Origin of the sequence: Alteromonas sp. PRIM-21, assembly GCF_027563165.1 — a bacterium.
Classification (GTDB): Bacteria; Pseudomonadota; Gammaproteobacteria; order Enterobacterales; family Alteromonadaceae; genus Alteromonas; species Alteromonas macleodii_A.
In genome coordinates, this window is record NZ_JADOEK010000001.1 from 948,485 (window position 1) to 967,904 (window position 19,420).

A 19,420-nucleotide genomic window follows, 5' to 3' on the forward strand; every position below is an offset into this window, starting at 1 on the left:
AACCAACGCGTATAATAAAATAGCAGCTGTTTTGAAACGCTCGTATTTATGTAATTAATTAGGCTCATAAAAGCGCGCTATATCTCGCAAATAGAATAATAAAGTAGGCTATGACACCAGAAGAATTTCAACAACAAGTACGCGCTGTAAAGCAGGCGCTGCAGCGTGGGCAATTTTCAATTGCAATGGAAAGCATTCAAATGCTTTTTTCTGCATCGTTGAGCGAGCAACAGAAGGCAGAAACGCACTATTTAGCAGCGGTTATTCAAAGGCTGTCTAAACAATATAACGAAGCGTTTAACCATATTGATGCGTTACTTGGCCTTAAGCCAGATTATGGCAGAGGGTATCAAGAATTAGCTTATTGCCATGAAGCCACCGGCAACCATCAAGCAGCGGCTAACGCATTTTTTAAAGCTACGCATTTTAACCCCGCGCTAATTAGCAGTTGGAAAAAGCTCCTTACCATTTATAAAAGCCATAACGACGTACCTGCAGTATCAATGGCGACCCAGCAAATCGAACATTTGCAGTCACTTCCTGCACCGGTACTCGGTGCTTACGATTTAATGTATGAAAAGCAGTTTTCAGCAGCTGAGCAAGTATGCCGACAGTTTTTAACTAAGCATAAGCATCACCCAGAGGCAATGATGTTACTTGCTGAAATAGGTATGCAGCTTAAGGTATATAGCGATGCTGAATTTCTTTTAGAAAGCTGCGTTGAGCTTTATCCAGACAATGAGCGTGCCGCATTAGCCTATCAAAATGTTTTATCTAAACTAGGAAAGTTCCCGGCTGCGGTGAAGGTAGCGAAGGCGCGATTAGCGCTGAACCCAGAAAGCTTTGCTATTAAAACAAGCTTGGCCCATGCACTTGTTGGCGTCGGTCAGTTAGATGAGGCAATAAGCCTATACAAAGAAGTGCTGTCACAAAATGCTGATAGGCCTAAAGTGTGGGTTTCATTGGGGCATGCGTTAAAAGCAAAAGGCGATACTACGGATGCCGTTAACGCCTATGAAAAAGCGGTTGAATACGCGAATGATTACGGCGACGCTTATTGGAGTTTAGCGAATACAAAAACCTACAAATTTAGCGACAACATGCTGTCGCAAATGTGCAAGCAAGTGGAAGCTAGCTCGATAAAGTTAGACGATAAAATTCACATCTGTTTTGCGTTAGGTAAAGGGTTTGAAGACAAAGGCCAGGCAGATAAAGCGTTTGCCTACTATGACCAAGGCAATAAACTTAAACACAGTACGCTTCAATTTGATATTAGTAGAACAGAGAAGGCCTTAGACGCTCAGCAGCAGGCTTTCACGGCGGACTCTTTCAGTTCAAAACAGGGCTGCCAGGCCCCCGATCCTATTTTTATTGTGGGCTTGCCTCGCGCTGGTTCGACATTATTAGAACAAATCCTCGCGTCACATTCGCAGGTAGACGGCACCATGGAGCTACACGATATATTAGGTATTGCTTCATCATTAAGTCATCAAAAAACACCTTATCCGTTTAACGTGAGCGAACTAGATAGTGCAACCCTCGAAAAGCTTGGTGCCCGTTATATTGAGCAGACTAAAGCTTACCGACAAGGCGCGGCATTTTTCATTGATAAAATGCCCAATAACTTCATTCACGTAGGCTTAATTAAAAGAATACTGCCTAACGCCAAAATAATTGATGCACGCAGAAACCCAATGGACTGCTGTTTTAGTGGCTTTAAGCAGTTATTTGGTGAGGGGCAAGAGTTTAGCTATTCACTTGACGATATTGGCCGTTACTATAATGCTTATGAACAGCTTATGGATCATTGGCATAGTGTGTTGCCTGGGGAAATTCTTACTGTACAGCACGAAGATGTTCTGGATGATTTGAAAGGGCAGGTTAAACGCATTCTAGATTTTTGTGGGTTAGATTTTGAAGAAGCATGCTTAGCATTTCACCAAACCAAACGGGTGATAAAGACGCCAAGCTCTGAACAGGTTCGCCAACCTATATACAAAACAGGGATGGGGCAGTGGAAGCCTTTCGAAAACTATTTAGCTGAGCTTAAACAAGCACTAGGCAGAGACACGTCGAAGACAGATAATTAATAGATAGCCAAAAATGAAGAGTCATGGCTGTCTTTAAGTCATGACTCTTTTTTAATTAGTTAAAACGTATCAACTACCTTTTAAGGCTGATACGGAAGCGAAGATTGATGAAGGATAATACGAATTTTTCCGTCTTCACATTGTTTGAAAACAAAGCTCTTGTTTACAAAAATATGGCTGTCGTCTTCGCCGATAAAGTGTACGTTACACTGAACAATGGCAAGCTCACCGTTTAAGATAAAGTCTTCTTTGCTATACCAAACCTTCACCCATGGCTTTAATTTAAAGCCATTGTCGTTTGGATAGTCGCTATTACCGCCTACGAAATAAGATAAAGCGCCTTCTTTTGTTGGGCGAAATGTTTGAGAGCCAAAAGTAAGCGTAGGTTTAAAGAGTACTTTTCCATTATCGTAGTCGTAGTTATCTGACAGCACTTGTGAAGCGAATGCTTTTACATCGCCACCTTCAGCGTGCACTTTACCTACCGCTACTACATTGTCGCACCAAGTTTGTAGTGCGGTATGAACCATTTCTTCTGTGAACATGTTATTTCTCCTAAGATAATGTGCAATGTTATATTGTATCATTTGATTTGTTTACAATATCGATAAATTAATGAATTGTAACTGTTTATCCGTGATAGTTATTTTCTATCAGCAAGCGCTAAGAACTGTCGATTGCATAACTTCAACTTTTCCAATAAGAAAACCTGTTACCTATTAGACATTAAAAAATGTTAATCATTCTTAATCTAATCTTCTGTTTTCAACGTTACAACGTTATCTGATGTCGAGTTTACAAGCTCTTACATCTGTAATGCTTAGACTTAATGTAGAAGGTTTAGTCATGAATGACGTTACACAGCTAATATTGATGTATTTCATCATACCGCTGTGGTTCACAGCAGGGATAGTCGACTGGTTTTGCCACCGCAGCAGTAATATTGCTGCTACCGCGGGGCCGAAGGAGTCCTTAATTCATCTATTGATGTTTCTAGAGGTAGGAATTCCTCTTTTTATGGTTCTCCTCTTTGAAGTGAATAGTTTAATTATTGCTGCAGGTATTCTGTTTTTCTTCTTACATGAATTAACAGCACTGTGGGACGTTAGCTATGCGGTATCTAAAAGAAGAGTGGGGCCTATTGAGCAACATGTGCACAGCTTTTTGGAAATGATACCGCTGCTCGCATTAATTTTGGTAATTGCCAGACATTGGTCTCATTTTATAGCGTTATTCGGACTGGGCGAAAGTCCTGCTGATTTTGGTCTGCGGTTTAAGCAAGAGCCCCTTCCAACATGGTATTTACTATCAGTTATCGCCGTTGCTACCGTTCTAGAATTTTTACCTTATGTAGAGGAGTTGATTAGAGGTATGAAAGCAAAAGAAAAAAGTTCACAGGAAAAGATGACGCTGTCTTCAGATGAAGAAAAACAATCCAGTAGTAAAGCAGACGTTTCACATCAGGATGCAGAAGCTGCGAGCCCTTATGCATCATCTGTTGCAGGTGAAGAAGACCCAGGTGTAGCGCTTGAAGAATGGGTAGAAAGCAACAAGAAGTGACGCTTCAATAGTAAATAATAAAAGGGCAAGCAAGACCGCAAATACTAGAGCTACTCTCGCCTAGTTAGCCTAAACTAGACCAGAATCTAGGTAATGTGGTGCCTTGTCGCTTTACAAAGTTAAAGGCACCACCGCGAAATAAAAAGTGTTGTATAAAATACAGCGGGTAAATATGGCAGCGTCGTGCAAAGTTACTGAATACTTAAAAGCCCGCTTAGTATTTACGACGTTTGAGCCCCGTCTCTGCCAATATTTTTGCTGAGATCTCTTCAATCGAGTACTTAGTGCTATTTAAAAACGGGATTTTTTCCTTTCTATACAAGTTTTCTACTTCACGCAGTTCCATTCGACATTGTGGCAGCGATGCATATTTGCTGTTTGCACGGCGCTCTGAACGTATTTGATGGAGTCTATCCGCTGCAATCGTTAGCCCAAAAAGCTTATGTTTAAATCTACGCAAAGCAGGAGGGAGCTTTAGCATGTCGCCCATGTCTTCCTCTGTAAAAGGGTAGTTTGCTGCTTTTATTCCGTATTGAAGCGCTAAATAAAGGCTTGTGGGGGTTTTACCAGACCGGGATACACCGGTAAGTATGATATCGGCTTCGTCGTAGTCTTTTAGGTTAGAACCATCATCATTGGCCAACGCGTAGTTCACGGCTTCAATTCTAATGTCGTAGGTAGTTTCATGAATACTATGTGTACGATGTTTTTCTGGTTTTGAAGGAACACCCAATACTTTTTCTAACGGCGCGACAAATTGATCCAGAAAATTATAGTTAATACCTACAGATTTAGAGATTATCTTGCGAATATCTACATTCACAATTGTATAAAAAACGAGCGGCCTTTCTCCGGTGTCTTGAAAACTTTCAGAAATTTGCTGCAAAACTTTGTGAGCTTGTTCCTCAGTTTCAACGAAAGGAATGGTGTTGTGGTTGAAAGAAACGGGAAACAGAGAAAGCAGGGCGTGGCCAAAGACCTCTGCAGTGATGGCTGTACCATCCGAAATATAAAAAGCTGTGCGCACAACATATCCTTAACATTGGTGTAATTTAATTACAAAAGTAATAAAGGGTTTACTTTCTGAATTTCCCCATTCTAAGATGATTTCGTCGAAAAGCTACACGGTTCTTGTGAATGACAACAAATTTCAAAGGTTTGCTGTCAAACGTAATGGACAGCGTTAACAGTGGTTTTCACCACATATCGACAACAATTTGATGAGTTTCAGGTGATAAAAAGCACAAACCTGAAATTAACCTCATACCCTACACATAAAAAAGCTGGAGGCTTGGGCTGTGCAAGAATACGTACTTTGGTATCAAGAACTGGGCATGCATGATGTGGGTCGCGTAGGCGGCAAAAATGCATCATTAGGCGAGATGATCTCAAACCTGGCGAACGCCGGTGTGCAGGTGCCGGGTGGTTTTGCTACCACCGCCGAAGCATTTAATGAGTTTCTAGAGCAAAGCGGCCTAGAAGCGCGTATCCACGAAGTCTTAGACTCGCTAGACGTAGACGATGTGAATGCACTTACCGAAGCAGGTAAAAACATTCGTCAGTGGATTATCGACACGCCATTTCAAGGCAAGTTAGAAGAAGAAATCAAAACTGCCTTTGTTACACTTCAGGGTGATGCAGGTGAAGAAGCATCATTTGCAGTGCGTTCTTCTGCTACCGCAGAAGATATGCCTGACGCGTCATTCGCAGGGCAACAAGAGACTTTCCTAAACGTTAAAGGTTATGAAGCCGTGCTTGTAGCAATTAAGCACGTGTTCGCATCACTGTTTAACGACCGCGCTATTTCTTATCGCGTGCACCAAGGTTACGACCATAAAGGGGTGGCGTTATCTGCAGGTATTCAGCGCATGGTGCGCAGTGATATCGCTTCATCAGGCGTTATGTTTACTATCGATACAGAGTCTGGTTTTGAAGACGTTGTATTTATCACCAGTTCATTCGGTTTAGGCGAAATGGTGGTACAGGGTGCGGTTAACCCTGATGAATTCTATGTTCACAAACCAACGCTAGACAAAGGCTTACCTGCAATCGTTCGTCGTAATCTAGGCAGTAAGCTTACTAAGATGGTGTATTCAGACGATGAAGCTCACGGTAAGCAGGTGTCTATTGTTGATATTGATGCTGCCGACAGCAAAACTTTCTCATTAACCGACGATGAAGTAATGGAGCTTGCTAAGCAGGCACAAATTATTGAACAGCACTACAAGCGCCCAATGGACATTGAATGGGCTAAAGATGGCGCAGACGGCAAACTTTACATTGTTCAGGCTCGCCCAGAAACAGTACGCAGCCGTGAAGACTCACAGAGCATTGAGCGCTTCCAGTTAAAAGGTCAAAGCAACATTGTTTGTGAAGGCCGTGCAATTGGTCACAAAATTGGTGCTGGTGTAGCGAAAGTACTTGATTCAATTGAAGAGATGGACAAAATCCAAGCGGGTGATGTTCTGGTAACTGACATGACAGACCCTGACTGGGAGCCTATCATGAAGAAGGCCTCTGCGATTGTTACGAATCGTGGTGGCCGTACCTGTCACGCGGCAATCATTGCTCGTGAGTTAGGTATTCCAGCGGTAGTAGGTTGTGGTAACGCAACTGACAGTATTAAAAATGGCGACAAGATTACTGTGTCTTGCGCTGAAGGTGACACCGGCTTCATTTATGGCGACGAACTAGAGTTCGACGTTGTGACCTCACGCATTGATGCTATGCCAGAGCTACCGCTTAAAGTCATGATGAACGTGGGTAACCCAGACCGTGCATTCGACTTTGCTCGCTTGCCAAACGCAGGTGTTGGTCTTGCTCGCCTTGAGTTCATTATTAACCGTATGATTGGTGTGCATCCTAAAGCGTTGCTTAATTTCGACAGCCAACCAGAAGAGTTGAAAGAAGAAATAAGCGACATGATCGCAGGCTACGAATCGCCTACGGAATACTACATCGAGAAATTGGTAGAAGGTATTTCAACCATCGGCGCAGCTTTCTCACCAGAGAAAGCTATCGTTCGTATGTCAGATTTCAAATCGAACGAATACTTCAACCTAGTGGGTGGTTATCAATACGAGCCAGATGAAGAAAACCCAATGTTAGGTTTCCGTGGTGCGAGCCGCTATATATCTGAAGACTTCCGCGATTGTTTTGCCCTTGAATGTGAAGCGATTAAACGCGTTCGAAATAAAATGGGATTGACCAACGTTGAGATCATGATCCCGTTTGTTCGCACGCTAGAAGAAGGCCGTCAGGTTATCGAACTTCTTGAAGAGCAGGGCCTTAAGAAAGGCGAAAATGGCCTTCGCGTTATCATGATGTGTGAACTACCATCGAACGCATTGCTGGCTGATAAGTTCCTGGATATCTTCGATGGCTTCTCAATCGGCTCTAATGACTTAACGCAGCTAACGCTGGGACTAGATCGCGACAGCGGCCTTATTGCACACTTGTTTGACGAGCGTGACGAAGCGGTGAAAGCACTGCTCTCAATGGCAATCCAAGCTGCGAAGAAACGCGGTAAATACGTGGGCATTTGTGGCCAAGGCCCATCTGATCACGAAGATTTCGCCGCCTGGTTAGTCGAAGAGGGTATCGATTCGGTATCGCTTAACCCTGATACTGTCGTTGAGACATGGCTATACCTTGCTGAAAAGCATGGCTAATATGCAGGCGCAGTGTTCTGCATTTGCAAGGTGACTTGCCAATGTAGCCCTAGGTGGATACGAGTAAAGAAGAGACCTTTTGGTCTCTTTTTTTGTTTAAGGAAATTCTTAAAACCTTGTGTCGTTTTTACTAAGATTTATGCCAGCGTTACATTCCTCAAAAAAACTATGGTTATTTCGTAAAAGTATGCGCTTTTGGTCATTGTTTACATGACTTCGTGTAACTAAAATTGTAATATTACAAAGTTACTTACACTTTGAGATTTACATTAACAATTAAATTGGTTGAACTCTTATGGCACATAATGACAGCGCAGTTTCAGTAAAACAATCCGAAGAAAATGTTATGCAGTCAGGCTCTGTAGTAGAGCAGCTGGCGCAGGCCCAGAAGGAAATTAACGAACTTAAAATGCAGCTAATGTGGATGGAACGCAATTACGAGTAAACATTACCTATAATAATAAGGTGAGCATTTGCTGGTTTCATTTGAAAGTGGGCTTCGATTTGTGAAAGTTTACAGGTTCACTTTCATTTTGAGTTTTTTGCGCAGCCTGTTATCAGCAATGTCAGGACATTTTGTGAAGCAGCGCTAGTCGAATTTACGATTGGTCTGATATGCGCGGTATTTGCTTACACAAGTTATGGTATCTTTATCCACCTTTTTATTGCCTGCGTTGTTATATCGATAGCTAGTTTTTGTCTTAGTATTTACAACATTTACAGCCTCTTCTCTTACCCATAAATCGCTTTTTTCACGCTTTTATTGATACATACAGAAATTCGATATAAACGTATAAAAAAGGGTAAACACCCTATGTGTTTACCCTTTATTTATTAGATTGAACCACCCAAGCGCATTAAGCTTTCAGCTGGTCACCTATAGGCAACTGTCGAATACGTTTACCGCACGCAGCAAATATCGCGTTACACAGTGCTGGCGCATATACCGGCGTTGCTGGTTCGCCCACACCCGCTGGTGGCGCATCGCTTTTAATCACTTCTACGTCTACTTCTAGCGGTGAATCGCTCATACGCGGTACGCGGTAGTTGTGGAAGTTACTTTGTTGTACGCGACCTTTATCAAAGGTAATACCATCGCTTATCGCGGTGGTAATACCGTAGACTGAGCCACCTTGCGTTTGGTTCTTAACCGTATCGGTGTTAACTACAGTACCTGCATCAATGGCTACCCAAGACTTGATCACGTTGAGATCGCCAGCATCAGACACTTCAACTTCAACCACGGTAGCTACATAAGTTAAGAAACTGCGGTGCGCAGCAATACCCAGCCCGCGGCCTTTAGGCATCTCTCGCCCCCAGCCTGCCATATCTGATACTCTTTCGATAACATTGCGCAGGCGGCCTGTATCCAGTGGGTAGACTGATTTATCCCCCCAATAGTTGTTGTACTCGGCTTTTTGTTCGGTAACATCGATAACTCTATCAGGGCCGATAACTTCTAATAGGTAATCTTTTGCATCTTTACCTGCCTTGTGTGCTGCTTCATTGATAAACGACTGAACAGCAAAGGCGTGAAAGATATTTGATACAGAACGCATCCATCCAATACGTGCTTTTGCCGGTGCTTCACCGCGCTCTAGCTTCATGTTTGGCGTTAGAATAGGGTTGTCAGTAAAGCCCAAATCTAACTCAAAGCTAAACGGTGCGTTTGCACCTTCTTGGAAGGTTGAAGCAATAGGAGAAAACGCGGTTCTGTGAAGATATGCGTCAATCTTACCGTTTTCATCTAAAGCCGCTTCGACATGCTGGGCCGACACAGCATGATAGAAACCGTGCTGAATGTCGTCCTCACGTGTCCACTGAACGCGAATTGGTTTGCCCGTCTTCATTGAAAGGTATGCTGCCTCAGCAGAAAAATCAGGCTTAGACTTACGACCAAATGCGCCGCCTAGCATGGTAACGTGGACATTAATTTTTTCTTTGTCCATACCAACCATAGCGCCCACAGTTTCCATATCAGCCTGCGGGTTTTGTGTTGCAGCCCATACGTCAACGCGATCTTTGTGGTACATGGCCGTCGCGCATGGGGGCTCCATGGGGGCTTGTGCTAAATGCGGCACGTAGTAGTCGGCAATTAGCTTGTCGCTGGCCTTTTCTAAAACGCTCACCGCATCACCTTTTTCTCTAACAAGGGCTTGCGGTGCATTTACGGTGTTAAGTAACTGTTCTTTAAAGCTCTGTGAATTGTAGTCGCCGTTTGCTCCATCATCCCAAGTGACTTCAAGCGCTTTGCGACCTTGCCACGCTGCCCATGTGTTGTTCGCAATAATTGCTAGACCACCTTTCGGTTGAAATTGCGGTGCGCCTTTAGGCGCAGGTATTTCAATAACGTCAACCACACCTTTTACCGCTTTCGCCTTATCTGCGTTAAAGCTTTTTACTCTTCCACCGACTACAGGGGGGCGTTCGATTATCGCTACAAGTGCTTTGGGTTCGCGTACGTCGGCGGCAAAAGTGGCTTTACCGGTAACGATATCCTGAAGGTCAATGTGCGCCATACCAGTATTGATGTAACGCCATTCTTTCCTATCTTTAAGGGTAAGCTTATCTGCTTCTGGCGGCGTAATAGTCAGTGCATCATCAATTAAGTCTTTATATGCAAGAGTCTTACCCGAAGTGTGAGTTACCATATGTTGCTCGGCAACACAGCTACTAGGCTCAACACCCCAACGCTTGGCTGCAGCATGTTGCATCATATAGCGTACGCTGGCGCCCATTTCTCGAAGACGCTGCATATTGAAGCGGATACTACGCGAGCCATCGGTGTTTTGGTCACCGTATTTAGGGTCGCCTTTACCTTGAATAACAACAACCTTATCCCAAGCCGCTTCCATTTCGTCTGCCACAATTTGAGCAATTGCGGTACGAATTTGCTGACCCATTTCACTACGGTGGCAGGTAACTTCAACCATTCCGTCTGGACGAAGTGCAATAAACAAGTTTGCTCGCTTTGCATTATCGGCGGGTTTAGCCAGAACGCCAGCCATAGCGCGAGGAGCGCTGCCCATAAAATAGGTACCTAGTACCAATGCACCTGCTGCAGCGGTCGACTTTAAAAAGCTGCGACGATTCATATCAAAATAGGTATTCTGACTCATGCTTCTTCTCCCGTTTTGCTTGGGTCAAAGTAGCTAACACCCGCATTGCCGCTCATTGATTTCGATGCGGACTTTATAGCTTTGTGAATGCGAGGGTAGGTGCCGCAACGACATATGTTGCCCGACATATTCTGAACAATCTCTTCGTCACTTGGTGTTGGGTTGGTTGATAACAGACTGGCAGCTTGCATGATTTGACCGCACTGGCAGAAACCACATTGTGGTACTTTGTGTTCTACCCACGCTTTTTGGACAGGGTGATCGCCATTGTCGCTTAGCCCTTCAATGGTGGTAATTTTTTTGCCTTGAACGGCTGAAACAGGTAATACGCAAGAGCGTTGTGCCATACCGTCAATGTGAACAGTACACGCGCCACATTGCGCCATACCACAGCCAAACTTAGGTCCTGTAAGGTTTAATTCGTCACGAAGGTACCACAACACTGGTGTTGAAGGGTCACCAGAGAATTCGTGTTTGTTACCATTAACGGTAAACGTGATCATGGTCTTGTCTCCATAGGTAAGCGATAAATATGAACTACCCAAGCAGTACTGCGTTATTTGAACACACTACAGAATTCATACTTATACGGTTACATTGCCTGATGATACGAACTATCTAAGATGCTGAGCATGCAAAGATAAATGCCACTACTTTTATTATTAAAGGCTTCGCAATTGTTTATTTAAATTACGTTAACACGCATTGCATCGTTACGCATTTACATAAGATTAAATGTTAGGTGTCTGCGATAAAATAACGTAAGAACCGCGAAAGAAATTTTTATGCAGTAAAAGGAATATAGTGTCGTTTTGGGCAAGGGGTGTATATGAAGAGGGTAAAAGCTTCGATAAGCGCTATCGAAGCTTTCGCATAAGAAGAAAGCGGTCTATTTTGCGTGCGCTCATTGTCATTGTTCGCTGGCTATACTTAAGCCAGCCACGTGCTCTTGGCCAGTCGTAACTTAACAGTACTAAACCTGCTACGACAAAAAGGATAGAGCCAGGAAGTAGTGTCAAAACAATTCCGCCAACAAATAAAATTGCTCCCAGAGTAAGTCTTAGTATACGCATTTGCCTGCACTCGTCTTATAAGTTTGGTGTATTTACAGTTTCGCTCATGTTTAACGGTTTGCCAATAACAAATATGTAAATGTTTGTGCCTGTCTAATATGAGGAGGAAGCCTGTTTGAATATTAGAAGATAATATTAAAGGGCTATTATTAAAGTGCAGGCACAAAGTATGCCTCGCACTATTGATGAATAAATAATCGTTTAAAAGCCCAAGCTTGATGAACGGGCTGATTGCACTGGAAAGCGTGCTAGAAATACAGTACAAAGAGGCACAGACAAAGTAGTAATTAGCGCTATACCTATATGGTTCTTTGAAAGAAGTGCGGTGTAAAACCGTAAACTATAACGCGTGTATTGCTTGGGAATTCACGCAACGAAGTTTTGCGCAATAAAAACAAATATAAGAAGAGACCAATTATGGCTGAACAACAAGAAAGACAACCTATCAGTGAAGAAGAACACGGGAATTGGGTAAGAGAGCAGTTTCAGAAAGCAAATAAGTTTCTAGCAGAAAATGGTATCTTGTTTGACACCGTTATCACTGAAGATAGCCGTTACTTAATGCCGTATCTAGCGGTGTGGAAGATTAAAGCAATGGACGGTAAGCTTTATTGGGTAATAAGCGGTGACTTACCTTCTGATTACACAACAGTAGATAATGCGAAAAACGCGAAAGAAGTATTGCGCCATTTTTCTATGCATTGGCAACTCAAAGCAGAAAATTTGATTAACGCTAAGGGTGCAGACGAAAGCCAAAAGGCGTTTGGAGCGCTTTTAGTGAATCGCGCTGAAAGCTTATTTGCGATGCAAAATACGCCAGATCTTTGGGTGTAACAAGAAGGCTTTTTATCAGTTTATATCGCGCTAGGTAACAAGTGTCTTAGTGCAGTTGGGTGACATCTGGCAGAGGAAATCGCTCGGCCGGACATTGAAGCCTTTGTCTGGGAACGCCCGCGTCCATAAACACGTTTCCGTCCGGTTTAAACCCAATAGATTTGTGATATGACACGCTTTCCAGATTACAGATAACTTTGATTATCGGAAGGTTATTTTGTTTAGCCGCTGCTATTAAAGCGCCAAACAAAGCGCGGTATACAGGAAGTGTTCTGTGACAGCGCTTAACGGCAATACGGCCAAGTTCACCTTTTTTCGTTAAGCGCCCCGTGGCAATGGGTTCGTTTTGGTCGTTGACTATCAGCACATGGCACGCCGAGCTATCGTGTTCGTCGAACTCGCTAGCTTCCGGTACTTGCCACTCTAAAACAAATACATGTTCCCTAAGTGCTTTAAGTCGATGTTTATCCTTTTCCCAATCGACGTTTTGTATAGTAAACGCCATCTTTTCCTGTTAATCCTCGGCCCATTCCCAATAACCATTATTAATAAGTGTAGTTAAGGTTTCTAAAAATGTAAAAGAAGGCGCATCTTGGCAGCATGTTGCGTTCAAAACGGCACCCGATGCTAGCACTTCAAACCATTCTTGGTCACTTTTCGCAAAAGTGAATTGACTGCCGTTTACATAAAGAGCGCGCGGTAAGCCACGTTTGCCATCACAAATCAACGCGCGAATACCCGGCGCAGGAGTAAAGCTAATGCCTGCTGCGAATTCATTTGAAATTTGCTCTAAGGTGACTTCATCTTCGAGTGGGAATTCCGGAACCCCTTGTTCGCTCATCGCTTCTAGCAGGGAATACGTGAAATCTTCACTATTAATAGCGTCTATCAGTTGCTGTTTAAGCGCTGCAACATCGCTGCCGTTAACTAGTGCACTGCTTGATTGTATTGTTCTGCCAGCATCGGTAAAACGGTAATTTCCAGCACCTTTATCCAGCATCATTGCCAAGCTTTCTGCCAATTGCAGATTGTCTGGTGCGCGATAGCCCACTGAGTAGGTCAGGCTGTCTTCAACTGTTGCGCCATCATGAGGCCAACCCGGCGGCACATAGACCACATCGCCAGGTTCACAAATAACATCTATGACAGGCTCAAAGCCTTCAATTTGTCTTAGTTTCGGGTGTGGGCACACTTCTTTATAGTCTGCAGGTTTACCTACACGCCAGCGCCTTTTTCCTTTACCTTGTACAAGGAAAACATCGTATTGGTCGATGTGAGCCCCAACGCCAGCTCCATCTGTAGCGAAGCTTACCATCAGGTCGTCTAGTCGCCAGTTAGGAACAAAAGAAAAAGGTGCGAGGATTGGCGCAACGTCTGGTACATACTTATCTACGCCTTGAACAAGTAGTGTCCATTTACCCTTGCATGCCTTTTCAAAGTCGCTGATTGGCCCTTGTTCAACGTGCCAGTTTCCTTGGTCATTGCTTATGATTCGAGCGTCGACATCTGACTCTTGTGCGAGCCCTGCCAAGTCGTTTTCATCTATAGGATCTGCAAAGTTTGGAAAAAAATTCTTTATTACCACAGGCTTTTGTTGCCAGTAGTGCTTTAAGAAAGTTTCGGCATTAAAGCCTGTACCTGTTTGTGCATCAATAAAGTACGTATTGTCGTTGGTGCTCATCGCATCTCTTTTTTGTAAGCCAAAATTAGTGGTGTCCCCTCGCGAAGCTTAGTGAAACTAATTACACAAAGCGCGGTTTACATATGAATAAAGCACAAGTTAGCGCAAAGCATAGATGAAAGCGTAAAAATAGAACTAAGGCGAGGTGATAGTGTAAAACCGGCATTATCAATTATTGAAAAGGGGATTGCTACCTTATTGTCTGAAAAGCTTAGCGAGAATATTGGTTGGTGTTGATGATAAACATAGGCTGTGTGTACAGAGCGTGCAAAAAGAAAAAGGCATATCAAACAAAGATAAATGCTTGTTGCTCAAATTGTGTTTTTGCCCTTATGACTATCTAGCAAATGTAAGCATTCAGTAATGCCGCTTTGACTTTAATTTGAGTGTTGTAAAGTGCTCGTTGGCCCACCTGATTAGTTAAAATCCGAATTGAGTTTTGGTTGCCGCTAATAGAAGCACAGTTATCGGATTCACACGGTTTAACTGAATCTTTGCTTATTGGTAAGTCATTTTTAACGCTACCCGTGTGCAGCGCATGATAAGTTTTTTCACAAATCGCAATAGTGTTAGGGGCGGTAGCTTGCTCTAACATTGCTGCTTTGTTCACGGTTGTTCCCCAAATATCAAAGCCTGATGATACGCGAGAAGAGTAACCTGCCAGTAGAGCACCGGCGGCAATACCGGAGCGTAGCTGACAAGACGAAGACATTAATAAAGTGTGGCTGCTAACAAGGTCACGAGCCTTGATGGCAAACTCCATCGCGCAGTGAGCTACGTCTTGAAGTACCCGAAAAGGTTCATGTTGATAAGCGACGTGGAGGCAAGATTTTGCAAAACTAGATTCACTGCAAAACCCCACGGCAATATACTGGTCGCCGTTGGTTTTAAGCGGTACAAGCGCTAGGTCATTTGCTGTTTTATCAAACTGGCTAAACAGCGTTTCCACAATACCAGTACACATTGTATCGCCGTATTGCTTTGCTAAACCTTGATAATTCGATAGGTCACAGAAAATAACAACGGCGCATTGCACTTCGTGTTTTACGCTTACACCCTTATTGGCATCGTTTTGTACTTGCTTAGCATTTTTTAACGCATTCGGGTGAAGGGGCTTTATAGTCGGCCCGCTTTGGTCACTAGGCGTGACACGGCCTTTATCGTCATTATTGCGTAAGTCCATCTACATGCTCCCAATTAATATCCGTTTAACGATTAAATAAAAAGTAGGTATAAAAAAACGCGGTACTCTGACCGCGTTTTTAGTGTAGTGGAAAGCGTAGGGGCTTATAACTGATCTACCAGCCTGATTGCGTCGCCAATGTAAGTTGCCGGCGATAAAGCTTTCAGCTCGGCTTTAGCGGCATCTGGCATGTCTAAATTATCGATAAACTCGGCGATAACTTCAGCATTTACTTTCTTACCACGAGTTAACTCTTTAAGTTTCTCATAAGGCTTTTCAATACCGTAACGACGCATTACCGTTTGAATTGGCTCTGCTAATAGTTCCCAGTTATTGTCTAGCTCGTTAAGCAAGCTCTGCTCGTTAACTTCTAGCTTACTAATACCTTTTAACGTAGCTTGATACGCAATAACTGCATATCCCACACCTACGCCAAGGTTACGAAGAACCGTTGAATCAGTAAGGTCGCGTTGCCAGCGCGAGATTGGCAATTTGGCAGCAAGGTGGTCAAAGATAGCATTGGCTAAACCCAAGTTACCTTCAGAATTTTCAAAATCGATAGGGTTAACTTTATGCGGCATAGTGGATGAGCCAATTTCGCCAGCAACAGTTTTTTGCTTAAAGTGACCTAGTGCAATGTAACCCCAAACGTCACGATCGAAATCAATAAGAATGGTGTTAAAGCGGGCAACAGCGTCGAACATTTCAGCGATATAATCGTGAGGTTCGATTTGCGTAGTGAACGGGTTCCAGGTAAGTCCAAGTGAGGTAACGAACTTTTCTGAAACGCCGTGCCAGTCTACATCTTTATAGGCAGACAAGTGTGCATTGTAGTTGCCCACAGCACCGTTGATTTTGCCAAGCAGTTCAACACCTGCAATTTGACTGCGCTGACGCTTCAAGCGAATAGCCACGTTTGCCATCTCTTTACCCATAGTAGTAGGAGAGGCTGGCTGACCGTGGGTACGGGCCATCATAGGTACATTCTGATAACGCTTAGCAAGTTCTACTAGCGCTTCGATTAATTTGTCACAGTAAGGAAGAATAACAGTTTCACGGGCTTCACGAAGCATTAGGCCGTGAGAAAGGTTGTTAATGTCTTCAGACGTACACGCAAAGTGAATGAACTCGTTGACCGCAGAAAGCTCACTGTTGTCTGCTACTTTCTCTTTAAGGAAGTATTCAACGGCTTTTACGTCGTGATTTGTTGTGCGCTCAATTTCTTTGATACGCATCGCATCTTCAACGCTAAATTCAGCGACTATTTGATCTAATAGCGCGTTTGACGTGTCTGAGAAGGCAGGAACTTCTTCAATTTGTGGGTTAGTAGACAGCATTTGCAACCAACGTACTTCTACTTCTACACGGTATTTTAATAAGCCATATTCGCTGAAAATACTGCGTAATTCTACGCTTTTGCCAGCATATCGACCATCGACAGGGGAAATTGCAGTTAACTGACTCAGTTCCACCTTAAGCTCCTCACTAGTTTATTAATCGTAGTGCTTTAACAGCACTGTTAAGAATGTGTTTGCGTTTAAATAATATGTTTCTTCGCTTACCGCCCATCTGACGCCACATTACCGCTGCCCTTACGCCCGCAAGTAAAAGGGCACGCACTTTGTGCTGATTAGCAGGTTGGCTCAAATAATCTGGGTTGCCCGCCACCTGAATACGCGGAGCTAATGGACTGATGATATCGCTGTAAATACTTGCTAATGAGGACACAATTTGCGGGTTTTGAAAGTCAACGTGGGCAAGCTGGCGCTGAACGTGTGAAATGCGTTCGCCGAGCTCCTGCATAGCTTTAGGCTTTCTGGCTAGCTTTCTTTCAAGGCCTAAGATACTTGCGATATAGCGGGTTAGCTCTGTGTCTTTTGTTGCTTGCTTGTCAGATAACTGCGCAGCAAGGGTGGTGTAACCGGTTTTTAAGTTAGACAATTGCCCAAACACCTGTTGAGGAGTTTCAGGGTCGGTAACCAGTATGCTTGATAAACTTGCTTCGATGGCTTCGTTGTCAGCTGCGCCTCGTCTGGCTAGCTGCTGCACTAGCGCAGCAGCCTGACATACCCCAGCTAGGGCCAAATTATTCTCTATATCAGTATCTAGCATCAGCGAATGTAACTCTCAATAATACCGCCGCCAAGGCAGACTTCTTCACTGTAAAATACCGCCGACTGGCCCGGTGTTACCGCCTTTTGTGGTTCGTCAAACACAACTTCGATAGTGTCGTTTTCAGTTGGCGTAATAGTACAAGGGATATCCGCCTGACGATAACGCGTCTTAACCACCGCCCGCATAGGCTCAGTTAATGTTTTTCTGTCTACCCAATGTAGCTGCTTGGCAACCAAGCCTTTTGAATAAAGGCGAGGGTGATCGGCACCTTGTCCTACAATAAGTACATTGCGGGCAACGTCTTTATCTACTACATACCAAGGGTCATCACCGTATTTAGCTAAACCGCCAATGTGAAGGCCTTTACGCTGACCTAGAGTGTGATACATCAAGCCTTCGTGTTGCCCAATTTCTTCACCTTCTGCGGTTTCGATAACGCCAGGCTGCGCTGGAAGGTAGCGGGCTAGGAAGTCTTTAAACTTGCGTTCGCCGATAAAGCAGATCCCTGTTGAATCTTTCTTATCGTGGGTAATCAGCCCTTGCTCTTCAGCAATTTTACGCACCAGTGGTTTTTCAATATCACCCACAGGGAAAAGGGTTTTAGCAACGTGCTCTTCACCTAGCGTATACAAGAAGTAACTTTGGTCCTTGTTGTTGTCGAGACCGCGCAACATCTGCCATTTGCCGTCTACTTCACGGCGGCGAACATAGTGTCCCGTGGCTATATAGTCTGCACCAAGGTCCTCTGCAGCGAACTCAAGAAACGCTTTAAACTTAATTTCTTTGTTGCACATAATATCTGGATTAGGCGTTCGGCCCGCTTTGTATTCTTCTAAAAAATACTCAAATACGTTATCCCAGTATTCTGCAGCAAAGTTGATGGTGTGCAGCTCTATGCCTAGCTTGTCAGCAACCGCTTGCGCATCTTTTAAATCTTCCGCAGCGGCGCAGTACTCATCGTTATCATCTTCTTCCCAGTTTTTCATGAAAAGACCTTCAACCTGGTATCCCTGCTGTTGAAGCAGGTAGGCTGAAACAGACGAATCGACACCGCCGGACATACCGACGATCACTTTTTTGCTGGCGTTAGATTCAATATCACTCACTACAGATTGCACACTCATTTGATTAATAAAAAAGAAGCCTTATTTGCTAATGGGGTCATGCATTAACATACTTATGAATTTGCCAATACAGTTACTTATTTGGTGGGCTATTCCACCAAGCTGCTATGTGAGCTTTAACGTAAGTTACCAAGAACAAATAGGCCTGTTTTCGAGGTCGCGGATTTTATCAGATTCCGATCGGTAATTCACATTTAATCCTTATCTGATTAAGTAATTAAATATGTACGTGGACATGCTCGGTTCTTAACGCATAAATGTTTCTATGCATAAATAAGCACCACAAGGTACAGCTATGCCTATCGGTTAATATATTTCCAGCCTCTTGGTGCCACATTAGTGTGGTCGTCAAAGGTGAATTCAAGTATCGGATTTGCTTTTATCATCAAAAGCTCACGTACTTACCATTCTCTATGCCATCTATGGTCCAGCTGCCTACTCGATATCTTATAAGGCGAAGGGTAGGGAAACCTACGTGCGCTGTCATACGTCTTACTTGTCGGTTTCTGCCTTCTGTGATGGTAATTGACACCCAGCTAGTTGGGATAGATTGTCTGAAACGCACAGGTGGGTTTCTTGGCCATACATCGGGCTCCTTCATTGCTTTTACTTTAGCTGGGCGGGTCATGCCGTCTTTTAATTCAACACCATCACGTAGCGTCTGCATGGATTTTTCGTCCATTACACCTTCAACCTGTACCCAATAGGTTTTGCTGGTCTTGGCCTTGGGGTTTGCCAGTTTGTGTTGAAGCTTACCATCATTAGTGAGTACTAAGAGGCCTTCAGAGTCTCGGTCTAGGCGTCCCGCTGCGTAAACATCGGGAATATCAATGTAATCTTTTAGCGTCTCTCTACCGTCCGCGTCGGTAAATTGAGAAAGAACTTGAAAGGGCTTATTAAACAGCACCACTTTGGCGTTTGAAGACATGTTACTTCCGCTTGTTGATTGTCGAGATTTCGGTGGGGATTT

Annotated in this window: 17 protein-coding genes; 5 read left to right on the forward strand and 12 right to left on the reverse strand. The window is 43.7% G+C overall.

From position 1 onward, the window contains the following. Nucleotides 1–110 precede the first annotated feature (110 nt). The gene (locus IW644_RS04050; protein ID WP_269916502.1) at nt 111–2,090 is read left to right on the forward strand and encodes a tetratricopeptide repeat-containing sulfotransferase family protein; all 1,980 of its coding nucleotides are present in this window, start codon (nt 111–113) and stop codon (nt 2,088–2,090) included. Between the two features lie 80 nt (nt 2,091–2,170). Here IW644_RS04050 and IW644_RS04055 read toward each other — a convergent pair whose 3' ends face one another. After that, on the reverse strand, nt 2,171–2,635 hold the full coding sequence (locus IW644_RS04055; RefSeq protein ID WP_156086370.1) for a hypothetical protein: 465 nt from the start codon (nt 2,633–2,635) through the stop codon (nt 2,171–2,173). Between the two features lie 301 nt (nt 2,636–2,936). Here IW644_RS04055 and IW644_RS04060 point away from each other — a divergent pair, with 301 nt between their 5' ends. Then, on the forward strand, nt 2,937–3,650 hold the full coding sequence (locus IW644_RS04060) for a diguanylate cyclase (protein WP_269916503.1): 714 nt from the start codon (nt 2,937–2,939) through the stop codon (nt 3,648–3,650). A gap of 214 nt (nt 3,651–3,864) precedes the next feature. Here IW644_RS04060 and ppsR read toward each other — a convergent pair whose 3' ends face one another. Continuing rightward, nucleotides 3,865–4,677: a posphoenolpyruvate synthetase regulatory kinase/phosphorylase PpsR gene (ppsR, locus tag IW644_RS04065; RefSeq protein WP_049586695.1), complete on the reverse strand. Its 813-nt coding sequence runs from the start codon at nt 4,675–4,677 to the stop codon at nt 3,865–3,867. Between the two features lie 271 nt (nt 4,678–4,948). Between ppsR and ppsA the strand changes: the two genes are divergently transcribed. Beyond that, complete coding sequence (gene ppsA, locus IW644_RS04070) at nt 4,949–7,321, forward strand: phosphoenolpyruvate synthase (RefSeq protein ID WP_269916504.1); 2,373 nt, start codon at nt 4,949–4,951, stop codon at nt 7,319–7,321. A gap of 295 nt (nt 7,322–7,616) precedes the next feature. Next, a complete protein-coding gene (locus IW644_RS04075; protein ID WP_179981858.1) occupies nt 7,617–7,766 on the forward strand; it encodes a hypothetical protein in 150 nt (49 codons plus the stop codon). Nucleotides 7,767–8,178: 412 nt separating this feature from the next. Here IW644_RS04075 and IW644_RS04080 read toward each other — a convergent pair whose 3' ends face one another. The 3 genes from IW644_RS04080 to IW644_RS04090 form a co-directional block, all read right to left on the reverse strand. Then, on the reverse strand, nt 8,179–10,440 hold the full coding sequence (locus IW644_RS04080; RefSeq protein WP_269916505.1) for a molybdopterin cofactor-binding domain-containing protein: 2,262 nt from the start codon (nt 10,438–10,440) through the stop codon (nt 8,179–8,181). Further along, complete coding sequence (locus tag IW644_RS04085; protein ID WP_179983292.1) at nt 10,437–10,943, reverse strand: (2Fe-2S)-binding protein; 507 nt, start codon at nt 10,941–10,943, stop codon at nt 10,437–10,439. Before IW644_RS04085 ends, IW644_RS04080 begins: the two co-directional genes overlap by 4 nt. Before the next feature lie 354 nt (nt 10,944–11,297). Next, nucleotides 11,298–11,513 carry a PGPGW domain-containing protein gene (locus IW644_RS04090; protein ID WP_179983293.1) on the reverse strand — a complete coding sequence of 72 codons (216 nt, stop codon included), beginning with the start codon at nt 11,511–11,513 and terminating at the stop codon, nt 11,298–11,300. Nucleotides 11,514–11,930: 417 nt separating this feature from the next. On the opposite strand from IW644_RS04090, the gene IW644_RS04095 reads away from it, so the two are divergent. Next, complete coding sequence (locus tag IW644_RS04095) at nt 11,931–12,347, forward strand: DUF4826 family protein (RefSeq protein ID WP_179983294.1); 417 nt, start codon at nt 11,931–11,933, stop codon at nt 12,345–12,347. Between the two features lie 46 nt (nt 12,348–12,393). Here IW644_RS04095 and IW644_RS04100 read toward each other — a convergent pair whose 3' ends face one another. The 7 genes from IW644_RS04100 to IW644_RS04130 all read right to left on the reverse strand — a co-directional run bounded on the left by IW644_RS04100 (nt 12,394) and on the right by IW644_RS04130 (nt 19,378). After that, nucleotides 12,394–12,852: a GNAT family N-acetyltransferase gene (locus IW644_RS04100; RefSeq protein WP_269916506.1), complete on the reverse strand. Its 459-nt coding sequence runs from the start codon at nt 12,850–12,852 to the stop codon at nt 12,394–12,396. Between the two features lie 9 nt (nt 12,853–12,861). After that, nucleotides 12,862–14,028: a cupin domain-containing protein gene (locus IW644_RS04105; protein WP_269916507.1), complete on the reverse strand. Its 1,167-nt coding sequence runs from the start codon at nt 14,026–14,028 to the stop codon at nt 12,862–12,864. Between the two features lie 340 nt (nt 14,029–14,368). Continuing rightward, complete coding sequence (locus IW644_RS04110; protein ID WP_269916508.1) at nt 14,369–15,211, reverse strand: adenylate/guanylate cyclase domain-containing protein; 843 nt, start codon at nt 15,209–15,211, stop codon at nt 14,369–14,371. A gap of 104 nt (nt 15,212–15,315) precedes the next feature. Beyond that, nucleotides 15,316–16,683: an adenylosuccinate lyase gene (gene purB, locus IW644_RS04115; RefSeq protein ID WP_179983297.1), complete on the reverse strand. Its 1,368-nt coding sequence runs from the start codon at nt 16,681–16,683 to the stop codon at nt 15,316–15,318. Nucleotides 16,684–16,696: 13 nt separating this feature from the next. Continuing rightward, on the reverse strand, nt 16,697–17,323 hold the full coding sequence (gene hflD, locus IW644_RS04120) for a high frequency lysogenization protein HflD (protein WP_179983298.1): 627 nt from the start codon (nt 17,321–17,323) through the stop codon (nt 16,697–16,699). Next, nucleotides 17,323–18,450 carry a tRNA 2-thiouridine(34) synthase MnmA gene (gene mnmA / locus IW644_RS04125; protein ID WP_179983299.1) on the reverse strand — a complete coding sequence of 376 codons (1,128 nt, stop codon included), beginning with the start codon at nt 18,448–18,450 and terminating at the stop codon, nt 17,323–17,325. Before mnmA ends, hflD begins: the two co-directional genes overlap by 1 nt. Nucleotides 18,451–18,835: 385 nt before the next feature. Further along, the gene (locus IW644_RS04130; RefSeq protein ID WP_269916509.1) at nt 18,836–19,378 is read right to left on the reverse strand and encodes a pseudouridine synthase; all 543 of its coding nucleotides are present in this window, start codon (nt 19,376–19,378) and stop codon (nt 18,836–18,838) included. Between the last annotated feature and the right edge of the window lie 42 nt (nt 19,379–19,420).